General features: G+C 54.4%; 8 protein-coding genes. All 8 read left to right on the top strand.

The window, feature by feature from the left end; all coding sequences use genetic code 11:
- The first annotated feature begins 81 nt into the window (after nt 1-81).
- Entirely contained in the window at nt 82-465 is a 384-nt protein-coding gene (gene secE, locus ACL2XM_RS20600) for a preprotein translocase subunit SecE (RefSeq protein ID WP_410012672.1), read from the top strand.
- Nucleotide 466: 1 nt separating this feature from the next.
- Entirely contained in the window at nt 467-1012 is a 546-nt protein-coding gene (nusG, locus tag ACL2XM_RS20595; protein WP_410012671.1) for a transcription termination/antitermination protein NusG, read from the top strand.
- A 154-nt stretch (nt 1013-1166) separates the two neighbouring features.
- The gene (gene rplK / locus ACL2XM_RS20590) at nt 1167-1595 is read left to right on the top strand and encodes a 50S ribosomal protein L11 (protein ID WP_162368658.1); all 429 of its coding nucleotides are present in this window, start codon (nt 1167-1169) and stop codon (nt 1593-1595) included.
- A gap of 3 nt (nt 1596-1598) precedes the next feature.
- Nucleotides 1599-2303 carry a 50S ribosomal protein L1 gene (gene rplA, locus ACL2XM_RS20585; protein WP_162368657.1) on the top strand — a complete coding sequence of 235 codons (705 nt, stop codon included), beginning with the start codon at nt 1599-1601 and terminating at the stop codon, nt 2301-2303.
- Between the two features lie 429 nt (nt 2304-2732).
- Entirely contained in the window at nt 2733-3230 is a 498-nt protein-coding gene (rplJ, locus tag ACL2XM_RS20580; RefSeq protein ID WP_162368656.1) for a 50S ribosomal protein L10, read from the top strand.
- 66 nt (nt 3231-3296) lie between these two features.
- Nucleotides 3297-3662 carry a 50S ribosomal protein L7/L12 gene (rplL, locus tag ACL2XM_RS20575; RefSeq protein ID WP_410012670.1) on the top strand — a complete coding sequence of 122 codons (366 nt, stop codon included), beginning with the start codon at nt 3297-3299 and terminating at the stop codon, nt 3660-3662.
- 323 nt (nt 3663-3985) lie between these two features.
- Nucleotides 3986-8014 carry a DNA-directed RNA polymerase subunit beta gene (gene rpoB / locus ACL2XM_RS20570; protein ID WP_410012669.1) on the top strand — a complete coding sequence of 1343 codons (4029 nt, stop codon included), beginning with the start codon at nt 3986-3988 and terminating at the stop codon, nt 8012-8014.
- 140 nt (nt 8015-8154) lie between these two features.
- Entirely contained in the window at nt 8155-12378 is a 4224-nt protein-coding gene (rpoC, locus tag ACL2XM_RS20565) for a DNA-directed RNA polymerase subunit beta' (protein WP_410012668.1), read from the top strand.
- The last annotated feature ends 323 nt before the right edge of the window (nt 12379-12701 follow it).

Raw genomic sequence — 12701 nt, 5'->3', positions numbered from 1 at the left:
TAAAGAGCACTCTTCGCTTGGTAGCCTCGCCCTCTGCGGGGCTAAGTTGTTTGTGTGAATCCTACGTGACAGGTTTTTTTTATGAGTGCGAATACCGAAGCTCAAGGAAGCGGGCGTAGCCTGGAAGTGGTAAAGTGGGCAGCGGTCGCTGTACTGCTGGTGGTTGCGATCGTCGGTAATTATTATTATCGTGATTTTAGCTTACCCCTGCGAGCGCTGGCTGTCGTACTGATTATCGCCATTGCAGGCGGTATTGCCCTGATGACAGTGAAAGGCAAATCGACCGTCGCGTTTGCCCGTGAAGCGCGTACCGAAGTACGCAAAGTGATATGGCCGACCCGCCAGGAAACGTTGCACACCACGTTAATCGTCGCCGCGGTGACCGCCGTGATGTCACTGATCCTGTGGGGACTGGATGGTATTCTGGTCCGTCTGGTATCGTTTATTACTGGCCTGAGGTTCTAAGATGTCCGAAGCTCCGAAGAAACGTTGGTACGTCGTCCAGGCGTTTTCCGGTTTTGAAGGTCGCGTATCGCAGTCTCTACGCGAACATATTAAATTGCACAATATGGAAGAGCTGTTTGGCGAAGTCATGGTGCCAACGGAAGAAGTCGTCGAAATCCGCGGCGGTCAGCGCCGCAAGAGCGAACGCAAATTCTTCCCGGGCTATGTGCTGGTACAAATGGTGATGAATGACGCCAGCTGGCATTTAGTGCGCAGCGTGCCCCGCGTGATGGGGTTTATCGGCGGCACTTCCGATCGCCCGGCGCCTATCAGCGATAAAGAAGTGGATGCGATCATGAATCGCCTCCAGCAAGTGGGTGACAAGCCGCGGCCGAAGACGCTGTTCGAACCCGGCGAACTGGTGCGCGTCAACGACGGGCCGTTTGCCGATTTCAACGGCGTGGTGGAAGAAGTCGACTACGAAAAAAGCCGCCTGAAAGTGTCGGTGTCGATTTTCGGTCGCGCCACTCCGGTCGAGCTGGACTTCGGCCAGGTTGAGAAGGGCTGATAGCCGACCCCCTATCGATAATGATTAATGCTTGCTCAAGGCGCGAAATTGAACTAGAATTTCGCGCCTTTCGTTTTTATGTGCCCACGGGCATGTAATAGCTTATACACTGGGGAGCCTTAACCGGCGCTATCACCCGCTAGAGGAAATTCAAATGGCCAAGAAAGTACAAGCCTATGTAAAACTGCAGGTTGCAGCAGGCATGGCGAATCCAAGTCCGCCGGTCGGCCCAGCGCTGGGTCAGCAGGGCGTTAACATCATGGAATTCTGTAAAGCCTTCAATGCCAAGACTGAAAGCATTGAAAAAGGTCTGCCAATCCCGGTTGTTATCACCGTTTACTCCGACCGCTCTTTCACCTTCGTTACCAAAACCCCGCCGGCTGCCGTGCTGCTCAAGAAAGCCGCAGGCGTGAAGTCTGGTTCTGGTAAGCCGAACAAAGAAAAAGTCGGTAAAGTAACGCACGCCCAGGTTCGCGAAATCGCGGAAACCAAAGCGGCGGATATGACGGGTGCCGATGTGGAAGCGATGTCCCGCTCCATTGAAGGTACTGCTCGTTCCATGGGCCTGGTAGTGGAGGATTAAGAAATGGCTAAACTGACCAAGCGCATGCGTGTAATCCGCGACAAAGTTGATTCCACTAAGCAATATGACATCAACGAAGCCGTTGCGCTGCTCAAGGAACTGGCTACCGCCAAGTTCGTTGAAAGCATCGACGTTGCCGTAAACCTCGGGATTGATGCCCGTAAGTCCGATCAAAACGTTCGTGGCGCCACCGTCCTGCCTAACGGCACCGGCCGTACCGTACGTGTAGCCGTCTTCACCCAGGGCGCCAACGTCGAAGCTGCCAAGGCAGCCGGCGCGGACCTGGTCGGTATGGATGACCTGGCCGATCAGATCAAAAAAGGCGAATTCAACTTTGACGTTGTTATCGCTTCCCCGGATGCCATGCGCGTCGTGGGCCAGCTGGGCCAGATCCTCGGGCCGCGCGGCCTGATGCCTAACCCGAAAGTGGGTACCGTTACCCCGAACGTCGCCGAAGCGGTTAAAAACGCCAAAGCCGGTCAGGTTCGTTATCGCAACGACAAAAACGGTATTATCCACACCACCATCGGTAAAGTGGACTTCGATACTGACAAATTGAGAGAAAACCTGGAATCCCTGCTGGTTGCGCTGAAAAAAGCCAAACCGACACAGGCCAAAGGCGTGTACATCAAGAAAATCAGTCTCTCCACCACCATGGGCGCAGGTCTGGCTATCGATCAAAGCGGTCTGGCAACGGTTGTTGCATAATTACCCCTTTGACTTGGGCGAAAGATTTGTCTAGAATCTAACGCCCATTGTTTCGTCATTGGCCGTTGTTTAGCCTGGACGAAAAAAAAACAAGATTTTCGGTTGGAGCTTGGCCTTATCCAAGCCTCCGTCCAAGACCGCAGGTGCATATTACCTAAACTATTTCGAGGTGCAGGAAGGCGGCAACCAAGCGATCGCCAGTGGCTTACTTACGTAAGGGGCTGGAGTGAATGCGGGCAGCCAAGGCATTCGCAGTATGAAATAGAGCGGGTAAAATGCTTAATCGTCCTGCGTAGACGGTGACAGAAGCTGAATAACATATTCGTTTGCTGGATTCTGCTCACCGTGTTTAGCCGCTTATCGCCATTGTGGCGTTAAGCTAGTGAGTGTCGGGTGCTTTTCCCCGGCTAAATCCAGGAGCACAAGCTAATGGCATTAAACCTTCAAGACAAACAAGCGATTGTTGCTGAAGTCAGCGAAGTAGCCAAAGGCGCGCTGTCTGCTGTCGTTGCGGATTCTCGCGGCGTTACAGTAGGTAAAATGACTGAACTGCGTAAAGCAGGTCGTGAAGCCGGCGTATACATGCGTGTTGTTCGCAACACCTTGCTGCGTCGCGTCGTAGAAGGCACTCCTTTCGAATGCCTGAAAGACACGTTTGTCGGTCCGACCCTGATTGCATTTTCTCACGAACATCCGGGCGCTGCCGCTCGCCTGTTCAAGGCTTTTGCCAAGGAAAATGCCAAATTTGAGGTTAAAGCAGCAGCCTTTGAAGGCGAAGTTATCACGGCGGCCAATATCGATCGCCTGGCAACTCTGCCGACTTACGATGAAGCAATCTCACGCCTGATGTCGGCCATGAAAGAAGCCTCTGCAGGCAAATTGGTCCGTACACTGGCTGCACTGCGCGATCAGAAAGAAGCGGCTTAATTGGCCAACCCTTTCGGTTGTTATTGCGAACGTATAAACACTTTCTGAATTTTAGGAACTATTGTTATGTCTATCACTAAAGAACAAATTCTGGACGCAGTTGCAGAAATGTCCGTCATGGACGTCGTTGAACTGATCTCCATGATGGAAACCAAATTCGGCGTTTCCGCTGCTACCGCTGTTGCAGCTGCTGCCGGCCCGGCTGAAGTCGTTGAAGAAAAAACCGAGTTCGACGTTGTCCTGACCGCTATCGGCGGCAACAAGGTATCGGTTATCAAAGCCGTCCGTGCTGCTACCGGCCTGGGCCTGAAAGAAGCCAAGGATCTGGTTGAATCTGCTCCGGCAACCATGAAAGAAGGCGTGAACAAAGACGACGCCGAAGCACTGAAGAAAGCCCTGGAAGAAGCTGGTGCTTCTGTTGAGGTTAAGTAAGACCTCCCAGGTTGCAGCCTGAACCTAGGCTGATGGCTGGTGACTTTTTGGTCACCAGCCTTTTTGCGCTGTAGGGCGTCAGTGGGGTTTGACACGATTTAACCACTGGCCAACCCCAATATCTTTCTCTATCGACGACTTAATATATTGCACCTCCTGTCGAGCCTCCCTGGTTTAGCAAAGTGCGACGAAATGGTTTAAGAGTGATAGAAACAGGTATTGCGGAAGGGGAATTTTCTTTCCGAACGAGAGAAATTGTGTTGCATGACCTGTCCTTCTTGGGCGGACAGAGTGGGTCACTGATCAGCGAGCTGAGGAACCCTATGGTTTACTCCTATACCGAAAAAAAACGCATTCGTAAGGATTTTGGGAAACGTCCCCAAGTGTTGGACATCCCATATCTCCTTTCCATACAGCTTGACTCGTTCCAGAAGTTTATCGAGCAAGATCCGGAAGGGCAGTACGGACTAGAAGCAGCATTCCGTTCTGTGTTCCCCATCCAAAGCTACAGCGGCAATTCGGAACTGCAATACGTCAGTTACCGTCTGGGCGAGCCTGTATTTGATGTCAAAGAGTGCCAGATTCGTGGAGTCACCTTCTCCGCACCGCTGCGTGTAAAACTGCGCCTCGTGATTTACGAGCGTGAAGCACCGGAAGGCACGGTTAAAGATATCAAGGAACAAGAAGTCTACATGGGCGAAATTCCGCTCATGACCGATAACGGGACGTTTGTTATCAACGGGACCGAGCGTGTTATCGTCTCCCAGTTGCATCGTAGCCCCGGCGTATTCTTTGACAGCGATAAGGGCAAGACGCATTCGTCCGGTAAAGTGCTGTATAACGCACGTATCATCCCTTACCGCGGTTCCTGGCTGGATTTTGAATTCGATCCCAAAGACAACCTGTTCGTACGTATCGACCGTCGGCGCAAGCTGCCCGCGACTATCGTACTGCGCGCGCTTAACTTCACCACCGCGCAGATTCTCGATACGTTCTTTGACAAAGTCATTTATGAAATTCACGACAATAAACTGCAGATGGAACTGGTTCCTGAGCGTTTACGTGGTGAAACCGCTTCGTTTGATATCGAAGCCAACGGTACCGTCTATGTCGAAAAAGGCCGCCGTATTACCGCGCGTCATATTCGCCTGCTGGAAAAAGACGGCATCGATAAAATCCAGGTACCGGTTGAGTACATTATCGGTAAAGTGGTGGTCAAGGATTACATCGACGAAAATACCGGTGAAATCATTTGTCCGGCCAATATGGAACTGACGCTGGACCTGCTGGCGAAACTGAGCCAGGCGGGACATAAGCGTATCGAAACGCTGTTTACCAACGATCTGGACCATGGCTCGTATATCTCCGAGACCCTGCGCGTCGACCCGACCAGCGATCGCCTGAGCGCGCTGGTTGAAATCTACCGCATGATGCGTCCCGGCGAGCCGCCGACCCGCGAAGCGGCTGAAAACCTGTTCGAAAACCTGTTCTTCTCGGAAGATCGTTACGATCTGTCCGCGGTTGGCCGCATGAAGTTCAACCGGTCGCTGCTGCGTGAGGAAATCGAAGGCTCGGGCATCCTGAGCAAGCTCGACATCATTGAAGTGATGAAGAAGCTTATCGACATCCGTAACGGTAAAGGCGAAGTCGATGATATCGACCACCTGGGCAACCGTCGTATCCGTTCCGTGGGCGAAATGGCGGAAAACCAATTCCGCGTCGGCCTGGTGCGTGTCGAGCGTGCGGTGAAAGAACGTCTGTCCCTGGGCGATCTGGATACGCTGATGCCGCAGGATATGATCAACGCCAAGCCGATTTCGGCCGCGGTGAAGGAGTTCTTTGGTTCCAGCCAACTGTCGCAATTTATGGACCAGAACAACCCGCTGTCGGAAATTACCCATAAACGCCGTATTTCCGCGTTGGGCCCAGGCGGCTTGACCCGTGAACGCGCCGGTTTCGAAGTACGTGACGTGCATCCGACCCATTACGGCCGGGTATGTCCCATCGAAACGCCGGAAGGCCCGAACATCGGTCTGATCAACTCCCTGTCCGTCTATGCGCAGACCAATGAATATGGCTTCCTTGAGACGCCGTACCGCCGGGTGCGTGAAGATGTGGTCACCGATGAGATCCACTACCTGTCCGCGATTGAAGAAGGCAACTTCGTTATTGCCCAGGCCAATACCAATCTCGACGAAGAAGGCCATTTCGTCGATGATTTGATCACGTGCCGCAGCAAAGGCGAATCGAGCCTGTTCACCCGCGACCAGGTCGACTATATGGACGTCTCGACCCAGCAGATCGTCTCGGTGGGCGCGTCGTTGATTCCCTTCCTGGAACACGATGACGCCAACCGCGCCCTGATGGGTGCGAACATGCAACGCCAGGCCGTGCCGACCCTGCGCGCCGACAAGCCACTGGTAGGCACCGGCATGGAACGCGCCGTGGCCGTTGACTCCGGCGTAACCGCCGTGGCCAAGCGTGGCGGGACCATCCAGTATGTTGATGCGTCGCGTATCGTGATTAACGTTAACCCGGACGAAATGGTGGCCGGCGAAGCGGGTATCGATATCTACAACCTGACTAAATATACCCGTTCCAACCAGAACACCTGCATCAGCCAGATGCCGTGCGTGTCCTTGGGCGAACCGGTAGAACGCGGCGATGTGCTGGCCGATGGCCCGTCCACCGATTTGGGTGAACTGGCATTGGGCCAGAATATGCGCGTGGCGTTCATGCCGTGGAACGGCTACAACTTCGAAGACTCCATTTTGGTCTCCGAACGCGTGGTGCAGGAAGATCGCTTTACCACCATCCATATTCAGGAATTGGCCTGCGTGTCGCGCGACACCAAGCTGGGGCCTGAGGAAATCACCGCCGACATCCCGAACGTGGGTGAAGCTGCGCTTTCCAAGCTGGATGAGTCCGGTATCGTGTATATCGGTGCCGAAGTGACCGGCGGCGATATCCTGGTGGGTAAGGTTACGCCGAAGGGCGAGACCCAGCTGACTCCGGAAGAAAAACTGCTGCGCGCCATCTTCGGCGAAAAAGCCTCCGACGTGAAAGATTCGTCGCTGCGCGTGCCTAACGGCGTTTCCGGTACGGTTATCGATGTGCAGGTGTTTACCCGCGACGGCGTGGAAAAAGACAAACGCGCGCTGGAAATCGAAGAAATGCAGCTTAAGCAGGTCAAGAAAGACCTGACCGAAGAGCTGCAGATTTTTGAAGCCGGCCTGTTTGCCCGTATCCATGACGTGCTGGTTTCCGGCGGCATCGAAGACGAAAAACTGTCCAAGCTGACCCGCGAACGCTGGCTGGAACTGGGTCTGACCGATGAAGACAAGCAGAATCAGCTTGAGCAACTGGCGGAACAGTACGACGAACTGAAAACCGTGTTCGAGAAGAAGCTGGAAGCGAAACGCCGCAAGATCACCCAGGGCGATGATCTGGCGCCGGGCGTGCTGAAAATCGTTAAGGTTTACCTGGCGGTGAAACGTCAGATCCAACCGGGCGATAAGATGGCCGGCCGTCACGGTAACAAGGGTGTTATTTCCAAGATCAACCCGATCGAGGATATGCCTTACGATGAAAACGGCGTCCCCGTGGATATCGTTCTGAACCCGCTGGGCGTACCGTCGCGTATGAACATCGGCCAGATCCTGGAAACCCATTTGGGCATGGCTGCCAAAGGCATCGGCGACAAGATTAACGCCATGCTTAAACGCCAGGAAGACGTGTCCAAGCTGCGCGAGTTTATCCAGAAAGCCTACGATCTGGGTGATGATGTGCGCCAGAAAGTGGATTTGACTACCTTCACGGATGACGAAGTGTTCCGTTTGGCTGAAAACCTGAAGAAGGGCATGCCCATCGCGACACCGGTGTTTGACGGCGCCAAGGAAAAAGAAATCAAGGAACTGCTGCAGTTGGGCGGCTTGCCGACCTCCGGCCAGATCACCTTGTTTGACGGCCGTACCGGTGAACAGTTCGAACGGCAGGTTACCGTGGGTTATATGTACATGCTGAAACTCAACCATTTGGTTGATGACAAGATGCATGCCCGTTCCACCGGTTCCTACAGCCTGGTTACCCAACAGCCGTTGGGTGGTAAGGCGCAGTTCGGCGGTCAACGCTTCGGTGAGATGGAAGTGTGGGCGCTGGAAGCCTATGGCGCCGCGTACACCCTGCAGGAAATGCTGACAGTTAAGTCGGATGATGTTAACGGTCGTACCAAGATGTACAAAAACATCGTGGATGGCAATCATACGATGGAGCCAGGCATGCCGGAGTCCTTCAACGTGTTGCTGAAGGAAATCCGCTCTCTGGGCATCAACATCGAGCTGGAAGAAGAGTAATTCACCCCCTATGGCTTTCAGCCAGCGCACCTGCGGCTTGAAAGACGATGGGGGATCAGCTTGGGTGCGTTCGCACCGGTAATAAGGGCGCCTGAGCGTTTCAGGCGCCTAACAGGTCTAACTCCGACAGGAGCCAATCCGTGAAAGATTTGCTTAAGTTTCTGAAAGCACAAACCAAGACCGAAGAGTTTGATGCGATCAAAATAGCTCTGGCCTCGCCAGATATGATCCGTTCCTGGTCGTTCGGCGAAGTCAAGAAGCCGGAAACCATTAACTACCGTACGTTTAAACCTGAACGTGACGGGCTTTTCTGCGCGCGAATCTTCGGGCCGGTAAAAGATTACGAGTGCTTGTGCGGTAAGTACAAGCGCCTGAAACACCGTGGCGTTATCTGTGAAAAATGCGGCGTTGAAGTCACTCAGACCAAAGTGCGTCGCGAACGCATGGGTCATATTGAGCTGGCCTCCCCGACCGCGCATATCTGGTTCCTGAAATCGCTGCCGTCCCGTATCGGCCTGCTGCTGGATATGCCGCTGCGTGATATCGAACGCGTGCTGTACTTCGAATCCTATGTGGTGGTCGAAGGCGGCATGACCAATCTGGAGCGTCGTCAGATCCTGACTGAAGAGCAGTATCTGGACGCGCTGGAAGAGTTCGGTGATGAATTCGACGCCAAGATGGGCGCCGAAGCGATCCAGGCCTTGCTGAAAAACATGGATCTGGAAGCGGAATGCGAAACGCTGCGTGAAGAGTTGAATGAAACCAACTCCGAAACCAAACGTAAAAAGCTGACCAAGCGTATCAAGCTGCTGGAAGCCTTTGTCCAGTCCGGCAACAAGCCGGAGTGGATGATCCTGACGGTGCTGCCGGTACTGCCGCCAGACCTGCGTCCGCTGGTGCCGTTGGACGGCGGTCGTTTCGCGACCTCCGATCTGAACGATTTGTACCGCCGCGTGATCAACCGTAACAACCGTTTGAAACGTCTGCTGGATCTGGCCGCGCCGGATATCATCGTGCGTAATGAAAAACGCATGCTGCAGGAAGCGGTGGATGCGCTGTTGGATAACGGCCGTCGCGGCCGGGCCATTACCGGCTCCAACAAGCGTCCGCTGAAATCCCTGGCCGACATGATCAAGGGCAAGCAGGGTCGTTTCCGTCAGAACCTGCTCGGCAAGCGCGTGGACTACTCCGGTCGTTCCGTGATTACCGTAGGCCCGTACCTGCGTCTGCATCAGTGCGGCCTGCCGAAAAAAATGGCGCTCGAACTGTTCAAACCCTTCATTTACGGCAAGCTGGAACTGCGTGGCCTCGCGACCACCATTAAAGCAGCCAAGAAGATGGTTGAACGTGAGGAAGCCGTTGTTTGGGATATCCTGGATGAAGTCATCCGCGAACACCCGGTACTGCTGAACCGTGCGCCAACCCTGCACCGTTTGGGTATCCAGGCGTTTGAACCGGTACTGATTGAAGGTAAGGCCATCCAGCTGCATCCGTTGGTTTGCGCGGCATACAATGCCGACTTCGACGGTGACCAGATGGCCGTGCACGTGCCGCTGACGCTGGAAGCACAGCTCGAAGCGCGCGCGCTGATGATGTCCACCAATAACATCCTGTCGCCGGCCAACGGCGAGCCTATCATCGTTCCGTCCCAGGACGTGGTATTGGGTCTGTATTACATGACCCGCGACCGTGTGAACGGTAAAGGCGAAGGCATGGTATTGACCGGGCCGAAGGAAGCCGAACGCATCTATCGCGGCGGCATTGCCGAGCTGCATGCGCGCGTTAAGGTGCGTATCACCGAGCATGCCAAGAACGAAGAAGGCGAATGGGTAGAGAACACCCACATCGTGGATACGACCGTCGGTCGCGCCATTCTGTGGATGATCGTGCCCAAGGGCCTGCCGTTTGCGCTGGTTAACCAGGCGCTGGGTAAAAAAGCCATCTCCAAGATGCTTAATACCTGTTACCGCGTGCTGGGCCTGAAGCCGACCGTTATCTTTGCCGACCAGATCATGTATACCGGTTTTGCCTACGCCGCCCGTTCGGGCTCGTCGGTAGGTATCGACGATATGGTTATCCCGGATAAGAAAGCGGGCATCATTGAAGAAGCCGAAGCCGAAGTGGCCGAAATCCAGGAGCAGTTCCAGTCTGGTTTGGTGACCGCGGGCGAACGCTACAACAAGGTGATCGATATCTGGGCCGCGGCCAACGAACGCGTTGCCAAGGCGATGATGGACAACCTGTCCACCGAAGCGGTGATTAACCGTGACGGCGTGGAAGAGCGCCAGGTTTCCTTCAACAGCATCTTTATGATGGCCGACTCCGGCGCCCGTGGTTCGGCGGCGCAGATTCGCCAGCTGGCGGGTATGCGTGGCCTGATGGCCAAGCCTGACGGCTCCATCATCGAAACGCCGATCACCGCGAACTTCCGTGAAGGCCTGAACGTGCTTCAGTACTTCATCTCGACCCATGGTGCTCGTAAAGGCTTGGCGGATACCGCGTTGAAGACCGCGAACTCCGGTTACCTGACCCGTCGCCTGGTCGACGTGGCGCAGGATCTGGTGGTGACCGAAGACGATTGCGGTACGCATGCCGGCGTGACCATGACCCCGGTCATCGAGGGTGGCGATGTTAAGGAACCGCTGCGTGAACGTGTATTGGGCCGTGTTACGGCTGAAGACGTTCTCAAGCCGGGTACCGCCGACATTCTGATGCCGCGCAATACGCTGCTGAACGAACAATGGTGTGACATCCTGGAAGAAAATTCCGTGGATATCATCAAGGTGCGTTCGGTCGTCACCTGCGAAACCGACTTCGGCGTGTGCGCGAACTGCTACGGCCGCGATCTGGCCCGCGGGCATCTGGTCAACAAAGGTGAGGCTATCGGCGTTATCGCCGCGCAGTCCATCGGCGAACCGGGCACCCAGCTGACCATGCGTACGTTCCATATCGGTGGCGCCGCCTCGCGTAACGCCGCCGAATCCAGCATTCAGGTGAAAAACAAGGGTACCATCCGCTTGAACAACGCCAAGTTCGTTGTCAATGGCGTGGGTAAACTGGTTATCACGTCGCGTAACACCGAACTGAAGCTGATCGACGAATTCGGCCGTACCAAGGAAAGCTATAAAGTGCCTTACGGTGCTGTCATGGCCAAGGGCGACGGTTCCGAAGTCCTGGGCGGCGAAACGGTTGCCAACTGGGATCCGCATACCATGCCTGTGATCACCGAAGTGAGCGGCTTTATGCGCTTCACCGACATGATCGACGGCCAGACCATTACCCGCCAGACCGACGAACTTACCGGTTTGTCTTCTATCGTGGTATTGGATACGGCGGAACGTACCGGTGGCGGTAAAGACCTGCGCCCGGCGCTGAAAATCGTCGATGCCAATGGCAATGACGTGCTGATCCCCGGTACCGATATGCCGGCGCAGTACTTCCTGCCGGGTAAAACCATCGTCCAGCTGGAAGATGGCTTGGCTATCACCGGCGGCGACACCCTGGCGCGTTTGCCGCAGGAATCGAGCGGTACCAAGGATATCACCGGTGGTCTGCCGCGTGTAGCCGACCTGTTCGAAGCCCGTCGTCCGAAAGAGCCGGCCATCCTGGCTGAAATCAGCGGTATTGTTTCTTTCGGTAAAGAAACCAAGGGCAAACGTCGCCTGGTCATTTCGCCGATCGATGGCAGCGATGCCTACGAGGAGATGATACCGAAATGGCGCCAGCTCAACGTGTTCGAAGGCGAACGCGTGGAACGCGGCGACGTGATTTCCGACGGACCGGAATCACCGCATGACATCCTGCGTCTGCGTGGTGTCCATGCCGTGACCCGTTACATTGTCAACGAAGTCCAGGATGTTTACCGTCTGCAGGGCGTTAAGATTAACGATAAACATATCGAAGTTATCGTTCGTCAGATGCTGCGCAAAGCAACCATCGTTAACGCCGGCGGCACCGACTTCCTGGAAGGCGAACAGGCTGAATACTCACGCGTCAAGATTGCCAACCGCCAGCTGGATGCGGACGGCAAGATTGAAATGACGTTTAGCCGCGATCTGCTGGGTATCACTAAAGCCTCGTTGGCCACGGAGTCCTTTATCTCCGCGGCCTCGTTCCAGGAGACAACGCGCGTGCTTACCGAAGCCGCCGTTGCCGGGAAACGCGATGAACTGCGCGGCCTGAAGGAAAACGTCATCGTCGGCCGGCTGATCCCAGCCGGTACCGGCTATGCCTACCATCAGGATCGCGCGCGCCGTCGCGCCTTGGGCGAAGTGCCGGTAGTACCGTCGGTCACCGCTGATGAAGCGTCCGCCAACATGGCGGAACTGCTTAACGCCGGTCTGGGTGGCAATAACGATAAATAATCGTTAATCCTTCCCCCTGACGTCCTATAAAACCGCCCTGACCGGGCGGTTTTTTTTTGCCTGGGTTTGAGTCATAGATTGAAGTTATTGGTATGAATTATATTAATGGTGACTAACTTAAATAGTGTTCTCTTTCAGAATACGAGTTTCTGGTAATTTAAATATCCGCCTTAATAATTCCCCTGAAATACATCATAATCTCATCAAGATGTTTTTATTTTTCCTGCAGATAATGTAATTCAAATAATTAATTTTCCAAAAAATATTAAGCTGCATTAACGACATAAGATAAGGGGAATTATGCATCGTTATTATAAATAAAT

The sequence above is a fragment of the Sodalis sp. RH20 genome (genome assembly GCF_047324205.1).
GTDB lineage: Bacteria > Pseudomonadota > Gammaproteobacteria > Enterobacterales > Enterobacteriaceae > Acerihabitans.
The sequence above is the reverse complement of the archived record's forward strand: the minus strand, read 5'-3'. Positions and strand labels throughout refer to the sequence as shown.